This window comes from Cryobacterium sp. Y62, from assembly GCF_002929785.1.
Taxonomy (GTDB): Bacteria; Actinomycetota; Actinomycetes; order Actinomycetales; family Microbacteriaceae; genus Cryobacterium.
In genome coordinates, this window is record NZ_PJJK01000117.1 from 102,691 (window position 1) to 126,623 (window position 23,933).

Consider the following 23,933-nt stretch of genomic DNA (forward strand, 5'->3'; position numbering starts at 1 on the left):
GTCGAGCCGCGCGCCAGTGGGCAGGCGCAGCCTCGGGTTGCACCGGCGCATCGCGTTTTGGGCGTTGGCCGGGCGCGTTCGTGGAAGGTCGGCTAGCGACAGCAGCAACACGACGAGTGAACGGGCACGTATCCAGTCTATCGGGCGGCGCGATCAGGCGACCAGCCTGAGAAATACCTGCGAGAGCGGGATCAGAGGGAAGGTACAGGAGCGACTGATACGTTCGAATGGAGGTAGTTCCCATAGAGAGGCCGTCGTGACCCCCCAGCCCGGATCCCCCGTCAATAAAGCGTCGATCAAGGAAGAGCGCGTTGCTAAGCGTGCAAAAAAGCTGGAGGAATATCACCGCCAGCAAAAGCGCAGCAAGCGCAACCGACAAATCGGCATCCTCGCTGGTTCTGTCGCCGCGGTCGCCATCATCGCCCTCCTAGTCGCCACTTTTGCGTTCGCCCCGAAAGCGGCGAACTACGCGGGCGGCGGCGCCGGCGATGCGTCCACGATCGACGGCGTTCAGACCTTCAGCAACACAACCAGTCACATCGAGACCGCAGTCACCTTCGAGCAGACCCCGCCCGCCGGCGGCCCGCACAGCGCGGCCTGGCTCAATTGCGGCGTTTACGACCAGGTGGTCCCGAACGAGAATGCGGTGCATTCGCTCGAGCACGGAGCGCTCTGGGTTACCTATGACCCGTCAATCTCCGACGCTGAGCTTGACACGCTCAAGACCAAGCTGCCCTCGACCTACGTCATCCTCTCGCCGTATGACGACCTCCCCGCTCCGATCGTGCTGAGCGGCTGGAATTCGCAGCTGCAGATCGACAGCGCCGACGACACGCGCATCGCCGAGTTCTTCACCGAATTCTGGAAGAGCACGAACGTGCCCGAAAACGGCAGCCCATGCTCGGGCGCGATCGATGCACCCGGCAAGGTCTCCTAGAGCGCGGGACAGCGTGCAGCCCACAATGAATGCGCGACCAGCGAATGTCCGACCGTCGCGACCGCGCCGCACCCTAATTCGTGCGATCACGGCATCCGTTCTGGTGACGGCTCTCTCGGTCGGTGCGGTGGCATTCTCGATCGGGAGACTGAGCACGATCGTCGACGCGACGCCCGAGACAACGAGCGCCGAGGCCGGCTTTGCCCGCGACATGCAGGAGCACCATAACCAGGGGGTCGAACTCGCCCTGATCATCCGCGATCGAACCGACGATGAACCGGTGCGGCTGCTCTCCTACGACATTGCAGTCACGCAAGCCCAGCAGAGCGGGCAAATGTCGGGGTGGCTCGCCGTGTGGGGGCTGCCGCAATTCGCCCCGGAGCCGTCGATGACCTGGATGACCCGGCCCGGCCTCTCCGGCGCGACCCACGACGGCGAGCACACGGCCGGTTCCGACGCCGCACACGTCGCCGGGGAGCCGATGCCCGGGCTCGCGACCGCCGCCGAAATTGCCACGCTCACCGCGGCATCCGGGGTCGAAGCTGAACGCCAGTTTCTCGCCATCATGATCGCTCACCACCACGGTGCGATCGAGATGGCCGAGGCCGTGCGGAGCCGCAGCACCAACGCGACCGTGCAGACCTTCGCGACCTCGGTAGTGCTGAGCCAGGAGTCCGAGATCGATCTGATGACCGGGATGCTCGCCGACCGTTCGTAGCGCTCCCGATGCGCCTCCGCTCGGGCCGGGCGCGATCGCCGGGCCCACCTTACGAAACCGGGCCCGGGCCCGATCATGGGCCCGGAAACGGGGGTCAGGCAGGGGTGGCGCGGTAGGTCAGAATCTCGGTGCCGTTACCTTCAGCGAAATCGTCGGGGGCCACCCACATCGTCACGCAGCCCGAGTCGAACGAGATCGCGAAGGGGTTTCGAGTAATCGTGTGCCCGTTCGTCGAGTACAGACCGATCGGAAATTCCTGAGGAATCGTGTGCTGTGCGGTGTCGATGAGTGCCAACCCGCCCAGCTCAAAGGCTCCGGATGCCCCGCTCAGCACCGCGATTCCGCTCGCGGCGATGAGACCCTCACCGAGAAAGCGGCAGTCCTGATAGTCGATGAACCCGCTCGGATTCGGCCAGTACGCGACCAACGCCCCAGCGAGAGTCCAGGTGTAGAAGAACCGTGAGCCCCAGCTAGCGCCGTGCACCAGGCCATTCGTCCGGTCGCAGACCACCCAGCTCACGTGGTCGGCGACCCGAAAGCGCTCCCGAACCTCGCCGGTCTCCGGGTCGATTGTCATGATTATGCTCTGGCCGCCCGGGCGGTACTGCGCCACCGAAACCCACACTGAACTGCCGTCGAAGTCGATGCCGCCCGGGTGGTACATCTCGCCGTCACCCACGATCAGGTCCCGCTGCAGCGCTCCACGCTCGTCGATTACAAACACGTGACCCACTCCACGGGTTTCCGACTGAATCTCCACCGAAGACAGAAAGGTGAGCCCCGCGGCGAAGGTCAGTCCCTGCGGGTGGAAGGTGGCGAAGTCGAGCGGTAACCGGTCGATCAGGTGCCAGGCTGTGTGCCGGTCGAGGCCGTCGAGTGCGGGCATCAGCTCGCGCGCACGGCGGCGCGCCATAGGCCGTACACTTCCATCGCGGCCTCCGGGGCGGCCACCAGAATACCGCCGCGGCGAGGAAATGCGTTCGGAATCCCGTCTTCGTCGAGCACGACGCCACCGGCCTCCTGCACGATCAGCGTGCCGGCCAGATGGTCGACGGCGCTGAACTGACCGATCACCGAGGCGGCTCCCCTTCCGGCGGCTATTCCCACGACGGTCAGCGTGGCTGAGCCCATCACCCGCATAATGCTGAACCGCTCGCCCAGCGCGGTCAGGAGTTCGATCATGCCCGGCCAGGGCAAGTGTCCGGCGAGCTCCGTGTGCACGACCCGTCCGGCCAACGACAGGGGTCCCTTTTCGGGTCGAGGCAGCGACAGGGCAGCGCCATTAAGTCGGGCGCCCTGCCCGGCCACCGCTTCGAACAGGTCGCCACGCCAGGGTTCGGACACGACGGCGACGTAGGGAACGTGATCCACCGCCAGGGCGAGTGAAAACGACGTCCACGGAATGAGGTTGGCATAGTTCGTCGTGCCGTCGACCGGGTCGAGGTACCAGCACGGCACACCGGCCTGCGCCTCGCCGCCCATTTCTTCGCCGACGAAGTTGTGCGACGGAAATATGGCTGCGATGCGCTCGCGCACGTGGCGCTCGACAGCGATGTCCACCTCGGTCACGAGGTCGCCAGGGTTCGCCTTGGTCGAAATCGTTCCCTTATCGGCGGATCGGCTGTATTCCTGCGCCCAGATCGCGAGTTCCCGCGCAATTGCACTGGCCTCGCGCAACTCCTCCGCCGAGAAAGGTATCGGCGCTTCCTCAGGCCCGACTGCCTCGTGCACGGTCTCGGCGAGCAGAGCCAACCGATTGGAGGTCACGGAATCCACGCCCAGCGCGAGCACCCACCGCATTACCGCGGCGCTATCGACCGTCCAACAGGCCACGCGCAAGCCCAGGGCATGAATGTCGTCCACAAGTTTCCGGCTGAGCACGACATACTCCGCGTTCACAAAATCCGGTCGGAGCTCATCGATCAATTCGAGCGGTGGCGCCTCGCGCCGGTCCCACGGCAGCCAGATGTGAGCCTGCGCATCCAGAGAGCGGATGCGCCGCATCCCGGCCAAACTTCCACACCACGCGACGTCCACTCCGCTAACACGCACTACTTCAAAAGCCGGTGCGGCCGGTGCTTCCTCATCCATGTCGATGAGCAATAAGGCAGCGGAATCTTCGAACAACTGCAGGGCGTCTCGCAACAAGGGAATTCGAAGGTCCCCGGCGCCCAACGCGGTGACCTGCTCATAGGTCAGGTCGGAGATGGCGGCTTCCCGGCCCCATAGCCGAAGGAGACTCGCACCGTGCAGTAACACCACCTGGCCGTCACTGGTGACCCGCACGTCCACCTCGACGTAGTCCGCTCCCGCCGCAATCGCCGATCGAATCGCTGCGAGGGTGTTCTCCCGAAAATTCTGGGAATCCCCGCGGTGAGCGGTGACGGCGGCGACCCGCTGGGCGGTCGCGTCGCGCGCGCTCATGCCGTCACCCTGGTGGTCGTGACGAGCCGGCCCTGCCGAAAGGTGAGCGCGTTCTGGATGGAAGCGTGACCGCGATCGCCGGGCGCCGGTGGCAACCCGGAGGCGAAGGCGCGAAGAGTTGCGTCATCGCGCTTCAGGTAGATTTCGTGAAAGTGCCCGTGAGGCACGACGCGCTCGACGACGGCAGGTCGCGCATCGAATGATGCGTGCAGGGTGAACACCACGTCTTCCGGGCGAATGCCGACGACGTCGTCACCGGGCACGATGACGCCGTTCACCAGCGCACCCTCGATCCGGTTAAGGCTGCCGATGAAGGTCGCTACGAACTCGGTTTCCGGCCGGGAATACAGCTCGGCCGGGCGGCTAAACTGCTCGATCTTTCCGGTGTTCATCACGGCGATTCGGTCGGACATCGATATCGCCTCTTCTTGGTCGTGCGTCACGATCAGAGTCGTGATGCCCAGCCGCTGTTGAATTTCACGGATGTCCTCACGCACCTTCACCCGCAGCTTCGCGTCCAGGTTGCTGAGCGGTTCGTCCAGCAACAGCAGCTCCGGCTCTTGCACGAGCGCGCGCGCCAGGGCGACGCGTTGCTGCTCACCACCCGAGATTCGGGCCGGTCGCGAGTTCTTGTGGTGCAGCAGGTTGACCAGCGCGAGGACAGCGTCCACTCGCTGCTCGATTTCCTTCTTGCCGAGTCGACGCAGTTTGAGGGGGAAGCCGACGTTATTCTGGACCGTCATATGCGGCCACAGTGCATAGTTCTGAAACACCATGGCGCTGGGCCGTTTCTCGGCACCGAGGTCGGATACCTCGCGGTCGTGCACCTGGATCGAGCCAGCGTCGGGCGCGAGGAATCCGGCGATCATGCGCAAGGTCGTGGTTTTTCCACAGCCGGACGGGCCGAGCAGGGAGACCAGCTCCCCGTCACGCACAGTCAGGTCGAGATTGTCGATGATGGTACGACCGCCGAGCACCTTGTGCAGGCCTCACACGCGCAGACCGCGCAAGCCACCGGCATCCGTTTCACGGTGTATGGGTGTCGTGGAATGTATTTCTTCGATCAAAGTCATGGTCTTCTCTACAGTTCTTGCGATTGCCGGAGCGGGGCTATTTGATTTGGAATCCCTCAGCGAGCGTGCCGCCGACGATGTGCTTGTGCGCCGCCAGCAGTAGGGCGACCGAGGGGATGGCCAGCAGGATAGAGAACACGGCCGCCACCTGATTTGGGTAGTTGAGCACGAGGGTATACATCTGCGTTGGCATGGTCATAATGTCGGGTGCGCCGATGAGGTAGGAGCCCTGCGCCTCGTCGAACGACGCCAGGAACGACATCACCGCGGCCACCAAAATTCCGGGCAGTGCCAAGGGAAACGTCACGCTGAAGAACACCCGCAGCTTCGAGGCACCCGCGTCGCGCGCCGCTTCCTCGAGACTGCGAGGCACCGCAGCGAAGGCCGCGGCGGGAATCCAGGTCATGAACACCACGGTTCCCAAAACATGCACGATTAACACGCCCAGCACGGTACTCATCAAGTTCAACGCGTAAAACAGCGAGGCAATGGTGACGTACAGACCCATTTTCGGGAAGGCGTTGAGGGCGAACAGCCCAATCAGAAAGGTTCGTCGACCCCAGAATTCGTAACGCGCGAAGGCATACGCCGCAGGCAGACAGATGCAGGCCGACACCAGCACGGTCAACGCGGCGAGCGCAAGCGAATTCTGCACCGCCCGGCCGAGCGTTTCGTCGCCGAGCACCACGCTCCACCAGCGCAGGGTCCAGCCGTCCGGGCCGAGGTTGGGGAAAGTCCAGGATTCGGCGAATGCTCGAATGCCCAGCCAGGCCAGCGGGCCGAGAATGAAAACGACCATGAGGACGCAAAAGAGGCCGCTGAGCGGACGGCTGAAGTTGAGCCGCGCTGCAGATTTCCGCGCGCGCTTGGTGATCATCGTCATCAGACTTTTCCCTGATCCTTTGCTGATCGAAAGTTGGCCCAGACATACGCTGCGGCGATACCGGATGCGATCACAAAGACGATGAAGGCCATCACGACGGATTGCTGCGGCTGGTTAAAAGCCGAGAAATAGTTGGACATGCTCACGCCGAGCATGTTGGGCGCATTCGGCCCGGTGAAGTACGGAACCGTGAAGGAGCCGACCACGCCGATCGCGGTGAACGTGACCGCGATCAGGATCGGCACGAAAGCCATGGGAATGAGAATGGACACTACGATGCGCAGAAAGCCGGCACCGGCATCCCGCGCGGCTTCGATCATGGCGTTGGGGATCGCCTGCAGACCGGAGGTGATCATGAGTACCGCGAAGGGCAGTGAGGTCCAGACGGATCCGATCACCACAGCGACCATGGTGAAGGCCCACACCGGCGCCTCGACACCGAATTGCGCAAAGACGCTGCGCACGAAGCCGTCACCGGAGTAGAACGTGACGATCGCCCAGGAAGCGATGACCACCGGGATAAACAGCGGGATGATCGCCAGACCGGACAGCAGCCGGGCTATTCGACCGCCCCGCAGTTTGAGGAACAACCCGATGCCCAGGGCCAGAAAAATAACGATGACCGTACTGAGCGCTGTCACGCCGACGGTGACCGAGAGGTCGCGCAGGATGCGGGAGTTGGAGAGCACCTCGATATAAGCCGCCGGTGTTCCCCACCAGTTCTCGGCTTCGTGCACGTTCAGGCCGATCGAGGCGATCACATGATTCAGGCCACCGGTCAGACCAATGCTGAACGCAAAAGCCAAGACGATCGGGAATCCCACGAACAGCAGAATCAGAATGATCGGGGGAAGGGCGAGAAAGAAGCCCAACGGGCGACGCGCCACAGCCGGAGTGGCGATGGCGCGTCGCTTTGAGCCCCTGGTCGGGGCGAGAGTCACTGTCCCGGAACTTCCTGATCCCACAGGTTGCTCAAGTCACTGCCCATCTGAGAGAAGTAACCCTTGCGCAGGTTGCCGGTATCGGCATCCTTGAACTCGTTCTGAATGTCCGCCGAAAGCAGATCGAGGCTGATTGCCGGGAAGCCGGCGATCTCGTTCACGATCATTTCCTGGGCGTCAGCGGTCAAGACGAAGTTGGCGAGCTTGAGCGCACCCTCCTGGCGTGGGCTGGCAGCCGGAACGCCGAGGTAGGCCGCACTGCCGGTGAAGGACGGATCGGCGATCTGTGTGTAGTCCACGGACTCGCCAATCGCGCCGTTCTTCTTGCCGGAGATAAACATGTCGGACCAGACCGGCGCCATCGAGATTTCACCGCTCGCCAGCAGGTCCAGCGTCTGCTGGTTGCCGTTGGGGTAGAAACCATTCTGGTAGATGTACGGGTTCAGGCTGCGGAGCGTTTCGAACCCTTCGGTCCACTCGCTTTCCAGTTCTTTCTCGTACCCGACGGTCATTTTCGCGCGGGCATCGTTAGAGACGTACTTGTCGAGGACCGTCGCGACGAAGGCCGAGCCGGATCCGCCGGACTTCGGGGAGTTGTAGGTGAATTCGCCCGGGTTCGCCTCAATCCATGCCAGCAGCTCGTCGAGGGTCTTCGGCGGTGTCGGGATGGTGACGGTGTCGTATGCCAGCAGAACGACGGAGCCGCGGTAGGCGATACCACCGGCACCACCGGCCTCGACGACGTCTTCAGGAATGTCGTTGAAGGCGGAGATTTCGTCAGCGGTCATCGGTGTCAGCAACCCGGCCTCGGCGGCCATGGGCACGAATCCGCCGTCAACGAGGTCGAAGCCCGGGTCCTTTTCCTGCTCCGTGGCACTCGTAAGCTTGGCCATCGTCTGGGCATCGTGCTCGCCGTGCAGATCGAGGTTGACCGCGACCGTGTATCCGGGGTTCTCCGCTTCGAAAGCCGGAATCAGGTGGTCTTCCCACAGTGCCTGGATGTTTTCACCGCCACTGATGAGGACCGTGAGGGCCTGATCGGCTGATTCATCGGAGCCCAAAGATGTTGCGGCGCTGCTCTGCACGCATCCGGCGAGGGCCAGGATCGCGACTGATGCAACGGCGGTGGTGGCAAGGAGCCGAGTAGTTTTCATTACTGTCCGTCTGCTATTAGTGGTGTTAGGTAAACCCCGATGTGGGGCACACCGATCTTCCAAAATGCAGGCGACCAGCACATTGCCCAAAGGTAAACACGAAACGTTGCCCCTTCAATGCGAAGGTGAACAAGGCCATGTGGTGTCGCGATCGCCGGGCACACCTTCGGAAACCGGGCCCATGATCGATCATGGAGGCCCTTTCCGAGCCCGGACCCGGACCCGGACCCGGAAAGTTTAGGGGGCGGGGCTGGACGTGATTTGGCGGGCGTAGAGGCTGGCGTAGAAGGCGCCTTGGGCCAGCAGCTCGGCGTGCGTGCCGCGCTCCACGATGCGGCCGGCGTCGACGACGAAGATCACGTCGGCGTCGACGATCGTCGACAGGCGGTGGGCGATCGCGATGGTCGTGCGGCCGTGACTGGCCGTGTCGAGGGCGGCCTGCACCACGCTCTCCGAGATGGAGTCGAGAGCACTCGTGGCCTCATCGAGGATGAGCACCGGCGGGTCCTTGAGCAGCACCCGGGCGATCGCGATGCGCTGTTTCTCGCCGCCGGACAGCCGATAGCCGCGCTCCCCCACCATGGTGTCGTACTTCTCCGGAAAGGAGTCGATCGTATCGTGGATGTTCGCGGCGCGCGCTGCGGCGACCAACTCGGCATCCGTTGCCTCCGGTTTGGCGTAACGCAGATTCTCGGCGATGGTCGCGTGAAACAGGTACGTTTCCTGGCTGACGATGCCGATGTGGGAGACGAGTGACTCTTGCTGAAGGTCGCGCACGTCAACCCCGGAGAACAGCACCCGGCCGTCCACGACCTCGTAAAAGCGCGGAATCAGGTAGGAAACCGTGGTTTTACCGGCACCGGACGGGCCGACAAACGCCGCGAACTGGCCCGGCTCAATCGTCAACGACACGTCGTCGAGAGTCGGTCGAGCGTCGCCGCCGGCATCCGGGTAAGCAAACCGCACGTGGTCGAACTCGACCCGGCCCCGACCGGAGCCGACCGAGGGCACGAGCGCCGCGTCGGGCTTGTCGCTGATCGCCGGCTTCAAGTCGAGGTACTCAAAGATGCGCGCAAACAGTGCTGACGAGGTTTGCAGGTCGAGAGTGACCCGCATGAGTCCGAGTAGCGGAAAAATCAGCCGAGACTGCACGGTCGTGAAGGCCACGATCGTGCCCGCGGTAATCTCTGTCGTTCCGTTGAACACGAGCGCGCCGGCCACGAGGTAGACGATCGCAGGAATCGCCGACAGGAACACGCTCACCGTGGCGAAAAACCACTGGCCGCTCATCTGCTGGCTCACCTGAAGCCGCACCTGGTTGCGGTTCTCCCCGGCATACCGGTCGATCTCGTTCTGCTGCCGGGTAAAGCTCTTCGACAACAGAATGCCCGACACGCTCAGCGTCTCCTGCGTGATCGCAGTCATGTCCGAGAGCGACTCCTGCGTCTTTCCGGCGATGCGCGCCCGCACCTGCCCGACCCGGCGCTGGGCGAATACCAGAACCGGCATCAGCACCACGGCCACAATGGTCAGCTGCCAGTTGAGCAGCAGCATTGCTACGAAAGCCGCGATCACCGTGACTGTGTTGCCCAGGATGCTGGAAATCGTGTTGGTCAGCACCGTCGCGACGCCGCCGACATCGTTTTGCAGCCGCGATTGAATGACGCCGGTCTTGGTCTTGGTGAAGAAGCTCAGCTCCATCGCCTGCAGGTGCGTGAACAGGCGCACCCGCAGGGCACCCATCACCTTGTTACCAACGCTCGCGGTGAGCCAGGTCTGCCAGACGCCGAGCAGCGCGTTGACCAGAAAGACGCCGAGCATGAGCGCCACGAGCACACCGAGCACCGAGAGATTCGGGGGGGTGTCGCCGGGCGGAAAGAGGCCGTCATCGAAGGCTTTCTGGGTGAGAAGCGGCGGCACTACCGAGAGGGCTGCGCTGATCAGAACAAGAACGATCGTGACGATGAGGGTGTTGCGGTGCGGCGCGAACAGTTGGGTGATGCGAGCGAGCAGGTGCGGAATGCGCGGGGCGAGCGCATTCTCGGCGCGCTGCGCTGCGGCATCCGCTCCACTGACTCGCTTGCGTGGGCGCTCAACGCCCGCCTGCTGCCGCGGGCCATGACCAGGGGCACCGTGCATTCCACTCATGCATTCACTCTAAACGTCAGCAGAGACTCGGCAGAACGGATGCCAGTGGTCGGCTCGACCACTGGCATCCGTTTCTGATGTTGCCTATTTTTGCGAGCCGGCCAGGAGCGCCTGCACAAAATAGCGCTGAAAGGCGAAGAACACGATGAGCGGCACGATCATCGACAGGAATGCGCCAGAGGAGAGAACGTCGATGTTCGACCCAAATTGCCGCAACTGGCTTTGGATGGCCACCGTCAACGGTTGCGACCCCGAATTCGTGAAGATCAACGCCACCAACATGTCATTCCAGGTCCACAGAAACTGGAAGATCGCCAGCGAGGCGATGACCGGGCCGCCGAGCGGAAGAATGACCTGCACGAAGATGCGCCAGTCGCTCGCCCCGTCGATACGGGCGGCTTCGAGCAGTTCAGCCGGAACCTGCATAAAGAAGTTGCGCAACAGAAAGATGGCAAAGGGTAACCCGAAAGCGATGTGAAACAGGATGACGCTGAGCACGGAGCCGAAGATTCCGAGAGCGCCGAACATACGCGCGAGCGGGATGAGCGCCACCTGGATGGGCACGGCCAACAACACGATCACAACGATCAGCAGCCAGTCCCGGCCGGGAAATTGCAGCCAGGCAAACGCATAACCGGCCAGAGCCCCGATCACCACCACCAACACCGTGGTCGGTACCGCGATCATGATCGTGTTCCAGAATGACCCGGTGATCGCGGTGTTGGAGAGCAGATTGACGTAGTTATCTACGGTCAGCTGCGCCGGGGTGGTGAACACGGTCCACCACCCGGTCGACGCGCTGTCCCCGACCGTACGCAGGGAAGAAATGAACAGCCCCACCGACGGGACCAGCCAGAAAATGGCCACGAAGACCAGCAGAAAATTGACGAAGCCCTTACCGAAGAAAGCGAGGATTTTTTGAGCGGCGGTCTGCTTGCCGCGCACAATGGTGAGGTCGCTCATTGCTGCCGCTCCTCCCTGAACCGTCGGATATTGATGATCATCGACGGCAGAACCAAAATCAGCAACAGAATGGCCAGCGCGCTACCGAGCCCCTGATTGTTGCCACCGCCGAAGGACACCGTCCACATTTCCACCGCGATCACGTTGGCCGCCGGTTTCGCCGAGCCCGGTGGTATGACGTAGACCAGATCGAAGATCTTGAGCACGTTAATGATGAGGGTCACGAAGACCACGATGAGCACCGGAGAAAGCAGCGGCGCGGTGATGCGGGTGAAGACATTCCACTCGTTCGCCCCGTCCATGCGTGCCGCTTCCTGTAGGGAACGGTCGATGGCCGACAAGCCAGACGAGATCATGACCATGGAGAATCCAGCCCAGATCCAGATATACGACAAAATGATGACCCCGGTAATGAAGGTCGAGCTGAGCCAGGACACCCCCTGATAGCCCTCATCGAAATTCGCGGCCGGCAGAGCAACGCGATAGGCCCCTTCCGCCAGGCCGTCGATGACGTAACGCCCGGCTGCATCGGTGGTTGCGGATGCTGCGATCGTGCCGTCGGCGGCCACGGCATCGACCAGTATTCCGGGCAGCCCCGTTTTTCCGTCGTCGATCTGGCCACTCGTTCCACCGCCACCCCGCACGACGTCGAGCCAGACGGTGCCCACGAGCTGGCCGGCCCGGGCGTTCACGGCTGGTTCCGCCTGCGCGGCCGCCGCGGGCACGCTGTCGACACGGATGCCTACCAGCGGGAAGTTCTGCTCGGAGCCGGATTCGACCGTACTTTCGCTGGCGATGATGCCCCGGTCCTGCACGAGGCCCAGTCCGTCCCGGCCGGCGGCACCGGGGTAGGCGGCGTCCTGACCGAAGGCGCTGTTGACCGTCACCAAGGCCGCGTTGACCACGCCCAGGTTGGGGTTTTCCTGAAACATGCCCCGAAAAATCACCCCGGCGGCCAACATCGAAATTGCCATCGGCATGAAGATGATCAGTTTGAAGGCCGTCGCCCACTTTATTTTCTCCAGCAGAACCGCAAAGATCAGCCCAAGAATGGTGCACGCCGCCGGGGCAACGAGAACCCACAGAACGTTGTTGCGTATGGCCGTGAACGTCGAATCGTTCGTGAACATGGTCACATAGTTGTCCCAGCCGACGAATTCACCACCACCCGCGCTGAAGAACGACCGCACGACGGTGTAGACGATCGGGTAGAGAACGAGCGCTCCCAGAAATACCAGGGCCGGGGCAAGAAAGCCCAGCGCGATCATGAACATCCGGCGGCGCGATGACCCGTGCGAGGGACGACGTTTGTCGCCCCCCGCCGGAGAATTCGCTACCGGAGCAACCAACTGAGTCATCGCTCTACTCCGATCGTGTGGGCTTAGCCGGCGTACGCCGCAGCCGCGGCATCCTCGAGTTTCTGTTGCGTGCCCATAACATCAGACGGGTTCTGCAGGAACTCAATCATGATCTGCCAGAAGCCCTGGCCCGCCGTGCCACCAAACGCGCTTGGCGTGAGGTCGGACATGTCGAAGCGGAACGTCTCGGCACCGGTCAGCGCCTCGGCAATCTGACGGCTGGTGTCGTCCGGGTACAGCGCGGTGTCGACGTTGTTGTTCGGCGACGTGAGTCCACCCTCTGGCACCCAAACCTCGGCCGCCGCTGGCGAGGCAAGGAACTGCATGAGTGCGTCGGTGGCGGCATCGTCGGTGAAGGACACAGCGACGTCGCCACCACCGACCACGGACGGAGCTGAGTCGTTTACGGCGGGGAAGTCGTAGAACAGGGCGTTCTCTCCGACCGTTGACGTGCCGTCATCGGCAATGTTGCCGGCCACGAAGTCACCCTCGTAGACGGTCGCCGCCTTCGGGTCGGCCCCAAACACCTCGGTGACCGACTCGGGGAAGGTGCGCTGCGCCGCACCCGCCTCAACCAGCGCGTCGTCACCCCACAGGGTGGCGAGAACATCGAGGGCCTCGGTGACCGATGGGTCGGTCCACGGAATCTCGTGGTTGGTCAGCTGGTCGTACAGGTCACCGCCGGCCGTGCGCAGATAGACGTTCTCGAACCAGTCGGTGAGCGGCCAGCCCACGTCGGCGCCAATGGAGATTCCGGCATAGCCGGAGTCGGCGACAATCTGCAGCTGCGCGAGGAAATCGTCCCAGCCTTCCGGAACGGCGGCCCCGGCCTGATCGTAGAGATCGGCGTTGTACCACATGGTCGATTTGTTCGAGGCCTTGAACCAGACACCATACTGGGTGCCGTCTGAGCTTCCGAGGTCGACCCAGCTCTGCGAGTAGTTCTCGGCGACGGCCGCGATGACTTCCGCGGAGAGCGGCTGGAGGTTTCCGTTGGCCGCGAGCTGGTTCATCAAGGCCGGCTGGGCGAGCATGGCGACGTTGGGCGGGCTCCCCCCCCCTCGATCTGGGTACCAAGGGTCGTGGCGGCGTTGTCGCCAAAGCTGGAGTAGTTCACGGCCGCACCCGACTCTGCGGTAAAGGCGGCCAGTACGGCTTCAAAGTTGGTCTGCTCGGCGCCCGACCAGGCGGCGGAGACTTCGAGTGTCGTTCCGGCGAATTCGCCGTTGCCGCTGGAGCCGTCTGGAGTCGATTCCCCGGAGGTGCAGCCCGCGAGGGCCAACCCTGCTGCTGCCGCAATGGCGACGGGGACAATCAGTCGTTGATGACGCATGAAACGCATGGTCTTCTCCTCATAGAGCTGTCACGAAAGGGTTTTTCGTGCCCAACCTAGGAGGGACCGCATTGCCCGGCAAGGTCACACGGCGCCGGTGGGTGCCAAATCGTTACTCGGCCGGTGAGTTACGCCCGCGCCCGCCGTTCCTGGCGCTGTTTTTTGTGGAGCAGCATCATTTCTGCGAGCCGGCCAGCAGGGCCTGCACGAAGAAGCGCTGGAAGGCGAAGAACACGATGAGTGGCACGATCATCGACAGGAACGCTCCGGCCGACAGTACATCGATGTTCGACCCGAACTGTCGAAGCTGGCTCTGAATCGCCACGGTCAGTGGCTGCGAGCCCGAGTTGGTGAAGATGAGGGCGACGAGCATGTCGTTCCAGGTCCATAGAAACTGGAATATGGCCAGCGAGGCGATGGCCGGTCCACCGAGCGGCAAGATGACCTGTACAAAGATGCGCCAGTCGCTCGCACCGTCGATGCGGGCCGCTTCGAGCAGTTCGGCGGGAATCTGAGTGAAGAAGTTGCGCAACAGAAAAATTGCGAACGGCAGCCCGAATGCCACGTGGAACAGGATCACTCCAAAGATGGAGCCGAAGATGCCCAGCGTGCCAAACATGCGGGCGAGCGGAATGAGCGCGACCTGCAGCGGAACGGCAAGCAGCACGATGACAACGATGAGCAGCCAGTCCCGGCCCGGAAATTTGAGCCACGCGAACGCGTAGCCGGCCAGCGCGCCGAAGATCACGACAAAGACGGTCGTGGGCACGGCGATCAGGATGGTGTTCCAGAACGAACCGGTGATGGTCGGGTTACTCAGCAGGCTCGCGTAGTTCTCGATGGTGAGCTGCGCCGGCGTCGTGAACACCGTCCACCAGCCGCTTGAAGCGCTATCGCCGACCGTGCGCAGACTCGACAGAAACAAGCCGAGAGTCGGGACGAGCCAGAAGATCGCGACGATCACCAGAACGGCATTGACCAGACCTTTGTCGACGAAACCGAGGATGCTGCGGGCAAGCGTTTTCTTGCCTCGCACGTGCGTCGCGGGGCCGCTCACGATTTTCTCTCCTCGCGGAACTTGCGCACGTTGATGATCATCGAGGGCAGCACGAGGATTAGGAGCAGGATGGCCAGGGCGCTGCCGAGGCCCTGGTTGCTGCCGCCGCCAAAGGACACCGTCCACATTTCGACGGCGATGACGTTGGCCGCCGGTTTCGAGGAGCCAGGCGGGATCACATAGACCAGGTCGAAGATCTTCAGCACGTTGATGATGAGGGTCACGAACACGACGATCAGCACCGGTGAGAGCAGTGGCGCCGTGATGCGGGAGAACACCTTCCACTCGTTGGCGCCGTCCATGCGCGCCGCTTCCTGCAGGGAACGGTCGATGGCGCTGAGCCCGGAGGCGATCATGACCATCGCGAAACCAGCCCAGATCCAGATGTAGGAGAGAATGATCACCGCGGTGATCAGACCGGAGCTCAGCCAGGACACCCCCTGGTAGCCCTCGTCGAAGTTCGAGGCCGGCAGGGCGATACGGTAGGCCTCTTTACCGAGGTCGTCGAGAACGTAGCGGCCGGCAGCATCCGTTTTGGTAGTGGAAGCAATCGTGCCGTCAGCGGCGACCGCGTCAACCTTGATGCCGGGGAGCCCGGATTTTCCGTCGTCGATCTGGCCAACGGTGCCGCCACCGCCGACCACGACGTCGAGCCACACCGTGCCCGTGATCTGGTCGGCACCGGCCGACGCCGCGTCCTCGGCCTGCGCGGCACTGGTGGGCACGTCGTCGGCACGTAGGCCAACGAGCGGAAAGTTCTGTTCGGAACCGGCAGTAACGGCCGTTTCGCCGGCGAGTATGCCGCTGTCGTCGATCAGCCCGGAATCACCCCGCGGGGTCGCTCCGGGGTAAGCGGCGTCGCCGCCGCCGAACGCGCTGTTCACGGCCACGACGGCTGCGTTCACGACGCCGAGGTTCGGGCTCTCCTGGAACATTCCACGAAAGATGACTCCGGCGGCGAGCATGGAAATGGCCATCGGCATGAAGATGATGAGCTTGAACGCCGTCGACCATTTGATCTTCTCGAGCAGCACCGCGAACAGCAGGCCCAGCACGGTGCAGGCAACGGGAGCCACGAGCACCCAGATGACGTTGTTGCGAATGGCCGTGAAGGTCGAGTCGTTGGTGAACATGGTGACGTAGTTGTCCCAGCCGACGAAGGCTCCACCCTCGGCGCTGAAGAACGACCGCACCACCGTGTACAGAATGGGGTACAGAACCAGGCCAGCCAACAGTACAAGCGCGGGCGCCAAAAAGCCGAGGGCGATCAGGAACATGCGTCGACGGCTGGCGCCCATCCGGGGGCGGCGACCCCCGGATGTTGCGTTACGGCGTGCGGTTACTGTCGTAGAGCTCACGGTGCTGGTCCCGGTGCTGATTCGGCGTGCTGGACTTAGTCGACGTACGCGGCGACAGCGGCGTCCTCAAGGGCCTGCTGGGTTCCGGCAACATCGCTCGGGTCCTGTAGGAACTGAATCATGATCTGCCAGAAACCCTGGCCGGGAGTGCCACCGAAGGCGCTCGGGGTGAGGTCGGACATGTCGAAGCGGAAGGTCTCGGCGCCGGTGAGTGCTTCGGCGATCTGACGGCTGGTCTCGTCGGGGTAAAGCGCGGTGTCGACATTGTTGTTCGGCGAGGTGAGGCCACCCTCGGGCACCCAAACCTCGGCCGCTTCGGGCGAGGCGAGAAACTGCATGAGCGCGTCGGTGGCGGCATCATCGGTGAAGGAGACGGCCACGTCACCGCCACCGACGACGGCCGGTGCCGAGCCGTTGACGGACGGGAAGTCGAAGAACAGGGCGTTCTCGCCGACGACGGAGCTGCCGTCATCGGTAATGTTGCCGGCCACGAAGTCACCCTCAAACATGGTGGCGGCCTGTGGGTCGGCGCCGAAGACCTCGGTGACTGATTCCGGGAAGGTGCGCTGGGCTGCGCCGGTCTGCACGAGAGCGTCGTTGCCCCACAGGGTCGCGAGGGCATCGAGTGCAACGGTCACTGAGGGGTCAGTCCACGGAATTTCGTGGTTGGTGAGCTGATCGTACAGATCGCCACCGGCGGTCTGCAGGTAGACGTTCTCGAACCAGTCGGTCAGCGGCCAGCCGACATCTGCCCCGATGGAGATGCCGGCGTAGCCGGAGTCGGCCACGAGCTGCAGCTGCACCAGAAAGTCGTCCCAGTCTTCGGGAACGGATGCCCCGGCCGCGTCGTAGAGATCGGCGTTGTACCACATGGTGGATTTGTTCGAGGCTTTGAACCAGACACCGTATTGGGTGCCGTCGCTCGTGCCGAGGTCGACCCAGCTCTGGGAGTAGTTCTCGGCAACCACAGCGCTGGCCTCGTCGGAGAGCGGCTGCAGGTTGCCGTCGGCGGCGAGCTGGTTCATCAGGGCCGGCTGGGCCAGCATGGCAACGTTGGGCGGGCTGCCGCCCTCGATCTGCGTACCGAGCGTGGTTGCGGCGTTGTCGCCGAAGCTCGTGTAGTTCACCGTGGCACCGGATTGTTCCTCGAACGCAGCGAGCACGGCTTCGAAGTTGGTCTGCTCGGCACCCGACCAGGCTGCGGAGACGTCGAGGGTATCACCGGCGAATTCGCCGGAACCCGCGGCATCCGGTGTGGCTGAGGAGCACCCCGCCAGGGTTAGGGCGAGAATTCCCGCGCCGGCCAGTGGAGTGAGCAGGCTGTGGTGCATGGTGGAGCGCATTGCTGATCCTCTTCATCGAGTTAGGGAAAGCGCTCCCGATTTCGTGTTCGGTCAAGTGGCCGGGGTCAGCACTTCCTCTCTCAATCTAGAGTCGCTTGGCATTCACACCAAATTCGCGACGAAGGCTCAGATTTACCTGGGCCAGCGGATGCCCCTTGGCACGAAAAAAGGGGCGCCGTCTCCTTTTGGAAACGACGCCCTTTGCGCGCTGATCAGCCCGAAGGCCGGTCGGCTGCGCCTCAATCAGAGCCCTGTGGGGCGCTGCGCAGTTGGTGTAAACCTACTTGAGGGTAACGGTTGCGCCGGCCTCTTCGAGGGAAGCCTTGGCCTTCTCGGCAGCGTCCTTGGCAACGCCCTCGAGGACGGCCTTCGGCGCGCCATCGACAACGGCCTTGGCCTCGCCGAGGCCCAGGCTGGTGAGCTCGCGCACAACCTTGATGACCTGGATCTTCTTGTCGCCAACGGCGTCAAGGATGACGTCGAACGCGGTCTGCTCTTCGACCTCTTCAGCAGCAGCGGCGGGGCCAGCGGCTCCGGCAGCGGCGACGGGAGCGGCTGCGGTGACCTCGAAGGTCTCCTCGAACGCCTTGACGAACTCGGAGAGTTCGATGAGGGTCAGGCCCTTGAACTGCTCAAGCAGGTCTTCAGTGGAAAGCTTTGCCATGATGTACTCCTATTAGTTTCTTAAAAATTCGTGAACCGCGGTGTAGGCAGGTGCCTAGTTCGCGGACTCCTGCTTCTCACGCAGCGCGTCGATGGTGCGAACAGCCTTCGACAGCGGTGCCTGGAAGAGATAAGCGGCTCCGAACAGCGATGCCTTGAAGGCGCCGGCCAGCTTGGCCAGCAGCACCTCGCGGGACTCGAGGTCGGCAAGCTTGCCGACCTCCGCTGCGGTGAGCGGGTTACCGTCAAAGTAACCGCCCTTTACCACCAGGAGAGGGTTTGCCTTGGTAAAGGCACGCAGGATCTTCGCGACGGCGACGGGGTCTCCGTGCACGAAGGCGATAGCGGACGGGCCGACAAGTTCCTCGTCGAACGAGGTGATGCCGGCCTTGTTGGCCGCAATCTTGGTGAGCGTGTTCTTTACCACGGCGTACGTGGCGTCCTCACTGATGGACTTGCGCAGGCTCTTGAGCTGCGCAACAGTGAGACCGCGGTACTCGGTGAGCAGAACGGCGGTCGAGCTCTGGAATTTCTCCGTAAGCTCGGCGACCGTTGCTTCCTTGTTCGCCATGGTGCTCCTCATTAATAATCATGTGCCGGGTAGCCCGGGGCGCAGACATGAAAAAAGCTCCAGCGCAGGGCGCCGGAGCTTGGGGAACAATCCAAAAGACTGTAACTGAACTTCGAACACCTGCGCGGGCCGTTCACGTGAATGAACCTTCGTCTGCACTTTTGTCTTTCGACATAGCGCAGCAACCGGCGGTCTGTGGCTAGGGTTCAGCATAGGCGAGCATTCAGTACTGTGCAAATCGCGAGCGGATAATAAATGGTTGACATTGGTCTACTAGTTACGTATAGTTGACTGTTGTTAACTAATCGCAGGAGTTTCATGAGTCGCGCATCTCGCCGCAGCACAGCATCCGTTCGCCACACCCCGAACGCCGACGGGTCAATGAGCCATCGCCAGGTTTTAGAGTCCCTCTCCGGCCTGCTGCTGGGTATGTTCGTGTCGATTCTGGCCGGCACGGTGGTCGCCACCTCGCTGCCCCTGATCATCTCCGACCTTGAGGGCGACCAGTCGGCCTACACCTGGGTGGTCACAGCCACCCTGCTGGCGACCACTGTCTCGACGCCCATCTGGGGTAAGTTTGCCGACCTATTCAATCGCAAGCTGCTCATTCAGCTCGCCCTGGTGGTCTTCGTGCTCGGCTCGGCCCTGGCCGGATTCGCTCAGAACACCGACACGCTCATCGTGTTCCGCATCATGCAGGGGCTCGGCGGCGGAGGTCTTGCCGCCCTCAGCCAGATCATCATGGCCGACATCATCAGCCCCCGCGAGCGCGGCCGCTACGCCGGCCTGTTCGGCGCGGTCATGGCCCTGGGCGCCATTGGCGGGCCGCTGCTCGGCGGCGTCGTAACGGATGCCTTCGGCTGGCGCTGGAACTTCTTCATCGCGCTGCCCGTCGCCGTCATAGCCATCATCCTGCTGCAGGTGACCCTGCACCTGCCCGAACGGGTCAAGCGTGTGGTGAGCATCGACTACCTGGGCATTGTGCTGATCAGTGCCGGCGTGTCACTCCTCTTGATTTGGGTCACCCTGGCCGGCAACTCGTTCGGATGGGCATCGCTGCCGTCATTTGCCATGGTGCTCGGTTCAGCCGTCTTGCTGATCGCAGCCGTGATCGTCGAGTTCAAGGCGAAGGAGCCAATCATCCCGCTCGATCTGTTCAAGAACCGCACTGTCACCCTGGCCGTTATCGCGAGCCTCTCGGTGGGCGTGGCCATGTTCGGCACCTCGGTCTTTCTCAGCCAGTACATGCAACTTGCTCGCGGTGCCACGCCGACCGAGTCTGGCCTGTTGACTATCCCGATGATGGGCGGGCTGCTGATCTCCTCCACCTTCTTCGGCAACCTGATCAGTCGCACCGGCAAGTGGAAGTCCATCATGGTTTCCGGCAGCGTGCTCGTGCTGGCCGGCTCCCTGCTGCTCGGCTCGCTGCGCTACGACACGAGTTTGGTCTTCGTGGGCGTGTTCATGTTCATCCTCGGCGCCGGTGTTGGCATGATCATGCAAAACCTCGTGCTCGTCGTGCAGAACACCGTAGAAATCACCCAACTCGGCGTGGCCACGAGCACTGTCACCTTCTTTCGCAGTCTCGGCGGCACCGTGGGTGTTGCGGTGATGGGTTCCGTGCTCGGCACCGTGGTGGCGCAGTACATCCGTGACGGTACCGGCGCTCTCAGCCCAACTAATCAAGCTGTCGCCGCAGAGACCCTCGGCGATGGCACCATTCCACAGGTGTCGCTGCTGCCGGCGGCCCTGCGCGTTGTCGTCGAGTCGGCCTACGGAATCGGAGTGGGCAACGTGTTCCTGCTCATGGTGCCGCTGGCCGTGATCACCCTCGTGACGATCGCTCTGCTGCCCAACATTCCACTAGGAACCATGACCGGCATTGATCGGGAGCGGAGCGCGGCTGCTGGCCAGGCCACTTCACCGGCGACCGGCCGGATCCTGGTTGACGTGAGTACGGCATCCGTTGCCCTGCCGCCGTCAGAGCCCGAATCGGGTGAAGGTAAAATTCGATCATGACCATCATCACCATGGATGCTGCCGTGGCGGCCGTTGAGGAGCAGATAACGGTGCTGGCGGGGAACATCCGCGCGAGCATGCGCGACACTGCCCTGTTCATCGACCCGACCCTGCAACCGTTCGGGCTCAAGCTCATGCGCACGCTCGAGCGTTGCGGTCCGACCCACGCTGGAGCCTTGGCCGAGAATCTGGTGGTCGACAAGAGCATCATCAGCCGCCAGGCCAGAGCGCTGTTTGACCTCGGCTTGATAGCAACCCAGGCCGATGAAGACGACGGTCGGGTCAAGTATTTTGCGCTTACCCCCTTGGCCGTGCAGAAACTCGCGGAGGTGCGCGCCAACAAGTCGACGCGCCTACTCAACCGGCTGCAAAGTTGGCCCGCCGAGGACCTCACCCGGTTCGCCGAGCTACTCGCCCGCCTGAATACTCCCGACTGACCCGCGTCGAACCTGCCCCCTTGCCTTCTTGCGGGGCTAATTCAGGAGATCTGCCGGCCGCCAGCCTCGACACTCACCAGACTGCGCGGCGAGCGGATGCCCCGCTGCTGGATGTCCTGAATTAGCCCCCCGGCCCACCGCGTCTGACCAACGAGTCAGGCCAGGGGAAGGGCTACGCGGAAGGTTGTGCGGCCGGGGCGGCTGTCGACGGTGACCTCGCCGTGGTGAGCGGCGATGACCGCGGCCACGATGGCCAAACCGAGACCGGTGCTTCCGGTACTCCTCGGTGCGCCTGTGGTGTTGGCGGCGCGAAAGCGCGAGCTGTCGCCGCGGGCAAAACGCTCGAACAGGGTGGCCGTGAGCTCCTCGGGGATGCCTTGACCGTCATCCGTCACCGTTATCACCGCGCGTTCGTCGTGCCCGGCGAGCGCGACCAGAACTGTGGTGCCGGCATCCGTGTGCACCCGGGCGTTGGCGAGCAGATTGGCGATGACCTGGCGCAGGCGCGGTTCGTCGCCGGTCGCCTCGATCGGTTCTTCGGGCAGTTCGAGGTTCCAGACGTGATCGGGGCCGGCAGCGTGGGCGTCGCTGACGGCGTCGACGAGCAGCATTGTGAGATCCACCGGCTGCAGGTCGAGTTCGCGGCCCTCGTCGAGGCGGGCAAGCAGCAGCAGGTCTTCGACCAGCCCGGTCATGCGCACGGACTCCGACTCGATGCGACCGAGCGCGTGCATGGCGTCGGGCGGTAGTTCCTGGCCGCTGCGGCGGGTGAGTTCGGAATAACCGCGAATGGATGCCAGCGGCGTGCGCAGTTCGTGGCTCGCGTCGGCGACGAACTGGCGCACCTTGCGCTCGCTCGCCTGGCGAGCCTCTAGAGCGAGGTCGACGTGGTCGAGCATGCGGTTGAGGGCTGCGCCGACCCGGCCGACCTCGGTGCGTGGATCGGTATCGCCGGACGGAACCCGATCGTCGAGCGAGACTTCACCGCGGTCGAGCGGCAGCTGCGCGACCCGGATGGCTGTCGCCGTGACCCGCTGCAGCGGGCGCAGGGCCAGCCGCACCACCCAGGCGGCGATGATGGCGACGATCACGAGCCCGACGAGCGAAACAAGACCGACTATCAGGGCCAGTTGGGCGGCCGTGGCAGCAACTCCGGAAAGCGGAAGACCGACCAGATAGAGCGTGCCGGTGCGGGACGTTTCAGCTTGCACCCGGTACTCGCCGAGTTCGCCACCAAGGTGCACAGTGACCGGCGTCGACTGATTAACGTGGTCGGCGAGAAGCTGTACCTGCTCCGACGTGAGCGACTCGATTTCACCGCTCGCGTCGTCGGTGTAGCCGGTCGTGATGCTGGTTCCGTCGTAGACGAGGGCGAGCAGTCCAGGCGGCTGGGCCGGGCCGCTGAGAATGCTGTCGGCCGTCGGCGTGCCGAAGTGGGGGTTGCCCGGCAGGTCGCCGAGACTGTCGCCGTCATTGTCACCGATTCCGTCGCCGAGCGCGGTCCTGGAGCGGTCAGCGGCCGAGGCCAGCTGCAGGTCGAGCCGGTCGACCAGGGAGGCGCGCAGAATGACCACGCTGACGATGCCGATTGTAATGCTCACAAGCGCGAGCAGCCCGACGACGGTGAGCACGAGACGTCGCTGCAGGGTCCAAGGCAAGCGGCGGCTGGGCATCCGCTTTGATCGAAGTTTAAGCATCATGCAGTTTTGAGCATGTACCCGGCGCCACGCACCGTGTGGATCATCGGCTCGCGGCCAGCGTCGACCTTCTTGCGCAGATAGGAGATGTAGATCTCGACCACGCTCGACTTGCCGCCGAAGTCGTAACTCCAGACCCGATCGAGAATCTGGGCCTTGCTGAGCACCCGGCGCGGGTTGCGCATGAGAAAGCGCAGCAGTTCGAACTCGGTCGCGGTCAGCTCGATGGCGTCGCCGTTGCGAAACACCTCGTAGCTGTCTTCGTCGAGGGTGAGGTCGCCGACGGTGATGCGGGGATCGGTCGAGTCGGCCACAGCAAGGGTGGAACGTCGAATGAGGCCGCGCAGCCGGGCGACGACCTCCTCGAGGCTGAAGGGTTTGGTGACGTAGTCGTCGCCGCCGGCGGTAAGGCCTGCGATGCGGTCGTCGAGCGAGTCCTTGGCGGTGAGAAAGAGCACCGGTGTCTCGTAGCCATCGGCGCGCACCCGCTGCAGCACCTGCAGGCCGTCGATATCGGGCAGCATGATGTCGAGCACAATGGCGTCGGGGCGGAATTCGCGGGCGATGGTGAGTGCCTGGCGGCCTTCGCCGGCGGTGCGCACCTCCCAGCCCTCGTAGCGCAGCGCCATCGAGAGCAGATCGGTGAGGGTCGGTTCGTCGTCGACGACGAGTACGCGAATGGCACTGCCATCGGCCTTGGTCAGTCGGGGGCCGTGGCCGGTGTGCGTGCTCTCACGTGCGCTCATAGTAGTAAGTATCGCTACTTTTCTATGAGTCGACTATGCGTTACCCCAGCCCGCACTGTGAGCAAACTTGCCCGGGCGTGCGAATTTTCCGCGTGCTGGGGCAATCCTTA

The 23,933-nt window shown here is 63.3% G+C and carries 22 protein-coding genes; 4 read left to right on the forward strand and 18 right to left on the reverse strand.

The window, feature by feature from the left end:
- Window positions 1-256 precede the first annotated feature (256 nt).
- Both CXY71_RS16280 and CXY71_RS16285 read left to right on the forward strand, forming a co-directional pair.
- Window positions 257-937 carry a DUF3105 domain-containing protein gene (locus tag CXY71_RS16280; protein ID WP_104137718.1) on the forward strand — a complete coding sequence of 227 codons (681 nt, stop codon included), beginning with the start codon at window positions 257-259 and terminating at the stop codon, window positions 935-937.
- Window positions 938-962: 25 nt separating this feature from the next.
- Window positions 963-1,655, forward strand: coding sequence for a DUF305 domain-containing protein (locus CXY71_RS16285; protein ID WP_104137928.1), 693 nt, complete (start codon window positions 963-965; stop codon window positions 1,653-1,655).
- Window positions 1,656-1,749: 94 nt separating this feature from the next.
- Here the strand turns inward: CXY71_RS16285 and CXY71_RS16290 are convergent, their stop codons facing one another.
- The 16 genes from CXY71_RS16290 to rplJ all read right to left on the reverse strand — a co-directional run bounded on the left by CXY71_RS16290 (window position 1,750) and on the right by rplJ (window position 18,924).
- Window positions 1,750-2,568 (reverse strand): DUF6454 family protein, encoded by an 819-nt coding sequence (locus CXY71_RS16290; protein ID WP_104137721.1) that lies wholly within the window; start codon window positions 2,566-2,568, stop codon window positions 1,750-1,752.
- Complete coding sequence (locus CXY71_RS16295; RefSeq protein WP_104137724.1) at window positions 2,541-4,079, reverse strand: inositol monophosphatase family protein; 1,539 nt, start codon at window positions 4,077-4,079, stop codon at window positions 2,541-2,543. Before CXY71_RS16295 ends, CXY71_RS16290 begins: the two co-directional genes overlap by 28 nt.
- Window positions 4,076-5,056, reverse strand: coding sequence for an ABC transporter ATP-binding protein (locus CXY71_RS16300; RefSeq protein WP_233204680.1), 981 nt, complete (start codon window positions 5,054-5,056; stop codon window positions 4,076-4,078). Before CXY71_RS16300 ends, CXY71_RS16295 begins: the two co-directional genes overlap by 4 nt.
- Window positions 5,057-5,189: 133 nt before the next feature.
- Window positions 5,190-6,035 carry an ABC transporter permease gene (locus CXY71_RS16305; RefSeq protein WP_233198177.1) on the reverse strand — a complete coding sequence of 282 codons (846 nt, stop codon included), beginning with the start codon at window positions 6,033-6,035 and terminating at the stop codon, window positions 5,190-5,192.
- Entirely contained in the window at window positions 6,035-6,976 is a 942-nt protein-coding gene (locus CXY71_RS16310) for an ABC transporter permease (RefSeq protein ID WP_104137727.1), read from the reverse strand. The genes CXY71_RS16305 and CXY71_RS16310 overlap by 1 nt, the downstream gene beginning before the upstream one ends.
- On the reverse strand, window positions 6,973-8,130 hold the full coding sequence (locus CXY71_RS16315; protein ID WP_104137730.1) for an extracellular solute-binding protein: 1,158 nt from the start codon (window positions 8,128-8,130) through the stop codon (window positions 6,973-6,975). The genes CXY71_RS16310 and CXY71_RS16315 overlap by 4 nt, the downstream gene beginning before the upstream one ends.
- 237 nt (window positions 8,131-8,367) lie before the next feature.
- Window positions 8,368-10,269, reverse strand: coding sequence for an ABC transporter ATP-binding protein (locus CXY71_RS16320; protein WP_104137734.1), 1,902 nt, complete (start codon window positions 10,267-10,269; stop codon window positions 8,368-8,370).
- 93 nt (window positions 10,270-10,362) lie between these two features.
- A complete protein-coding gene (locus CXY71_RS16325; protein WP_104137737.1) occupies window positions 10,363-11,241 on the reverse strand; it encodes a carbohydrate ABC transporter permease in 879 nt (292 codons plus the stop codon).
- A complete protein-coding gene (locus CXY71_RS16330) occupies window positions 11,238-12,599 on the reverse strand; it encodes an ABC transporter permease subunit (RefSeq protein WP_104137741.1) in 1,362 nt (453 codons plus the stop codon). The genes CXY71_RS16325 and CXY71_RS16330 overlap by 4 nt, the downstream gene beginning before the upstream one ends.
- 23 nt (window positions 12,600-12,622) lie before the next feature.
- A complete protein-coding gene (locus CXY71_RS16335; protein ID WP_233204681.1) occupies window positions 12,623-13,633 on the reverse strand; it encodes an ABC transporter substrate-binding protein in 1,011 nt (336 codons plus the stop codon).
- Window positions 13,612-13,941: a hypothetical protein gene (locus tag CXY71_RS22165; RefSeq protein ID WP_233204682.1), complete on the reverse strand. Its 330-nt coding sequence runs from the start codon at window positions 13,939-13,941 to the stop codon at window positions 13,612-13,614. The genes CXY71_RS16335 and CXY71_RS22165 overlap by 22 nt, the downstream gene beginning before the upstream one ends.
- 166 nt (window positions 13,942-14,107) lie before the next feature.
- Entirely contained in the window at window positions 14,108-14,989 is an 882-nt protein-coding gene (locus tag CXY71_RS16340; RefSeq protein WP_233198176.1) for a carbohydrate ABC transporter permease, read from the reverse strand.
- The gene (locus CXY71_RS16345) at window positions 14,986-16,347 is read right to left on the reverse strand and encodes an ABC transporter permease subunit (RefSeq protein WP_233204683.1); all 1,362 of its coding nucleotides are present in this window, start codon (window positions 16,345-16,347) and stop codon (window positions 14,986-14,988) included. Before CXY71_RS16345 ends, CXY71_RS16340 begins: the two co-directional genes overlap by 4 nt.
- 35 nt (window positions 16,348-16,382) lie before the next feature.
- The gene (locus CXY71_RS16350; RefSeq protein ID WP_104137747.1) at window positions 16,383-17,690 is read right to left on the reverse strand and encodes an ABC transporter substrate-binding protein; all 1,308 of its coding nucleotides are present in this window, start codon (window positions 17,688-17,690) and stop codon (window positions 16,383-16,385) included.
- Between the two features lie 280 nt (window positions 17,691-17,970).
- On the reverse strand, window positions 17,971-18,354 hold the full coding sequence (gene rplL, locus CXY71_RS16355; RefSeq protein WP_092340409.1) for a 50S ribosomal protein L7/L12: 384 nt from the start codon (window positions 18,352-18,354) through the stop codon (window positions 17,971-17,973).
- A 54-nt stretch (window positions 18,355-18,408) separates the two neighbouring features.
- Window positions 18,409-18,924 carry a 50S ribosomal protein L10 gene (gene rplJ, locus CXY71_RS16360; RefSeq protein ID WP_104137750.1) on the reverse strand — a complete coding sequence of 172 codons (516 nt, stop codon included), beginning with the start codon at window positions 18,922-18,924 and terminating at the stop codon, window positions 18,409-18,411.
- A 381-nt stretch (window positions 18,925-19,305) separates the two neighbouring features.
- Between rplJ and CXY71_RS16365 the strand changes: the two genes are divergently transcribed.
- Together CXY71_RS16365 and CXY71_RS16370 are read left to right on the forward strand one after the other, a co-directional pair.
- Window positions 19,306-20,943, forward strand: a complete 1,638-nt coding sequence (locus tag CXY71_RS16365) for an MFS transporter (protein ID WP_104137934.1) — start codon at window positions 19,306-19,308, stop codon at window positions 20,941-20,943.
- On the forward strand, window positions 20,940-21,380 hold the full coding sequence (locus CXY71_RS16370) for a MarR family winged helix-turn-helix transcriptional regulator (RefSeq protein WP_104137752.1): 441 nt from the start codon (window positions 20,940-20,942) through the stop codon (window positions 21,378-21,380). Before CXY71_RS16365 ends, CXY71_RS16370 begins: the two co-directional genes overlap by 4 nt.
- A 155-nt stretch (window positions 21,381-21,535) precedes the next feature.
- On the opposite strand, the gene CXY71_RS16375 is transcribed toward CXY71_RS16370, so the two are convergent.
- Both CXY71_RS16375 and CXY71_RS16380 read right to left on the reverse strand, forming a co-directional pair.
- Complete coding sequence (locus CXY71_RS16375) at window positions 21,536-23,053, reverse strand: HAMP domain-containing sensor histidine kinase (protein ID WP_199184345.1); 1,518 nt, start codon at window positions 23,051-23,053, stop codon at window positions 21,536-21,538.
- Window positions 23,054-23,076: 23 nt separating this feature from the next.
- The gene (locus tag CXY71_RS16380) at window positions 23,077-23,823 is read right to left on the reverse strand and encodes a response regulator transcription factor (RefSeq protein ID WP_104137758.1); all 747 of its coding nucleotides are present in this window, start codon (window positions 23,821-23,823) and stop codon (window positions 23,077-23,079) included.
- Between the last annotated feature and the right edge of the window lie 110 nt (window positions 23,824-23,933).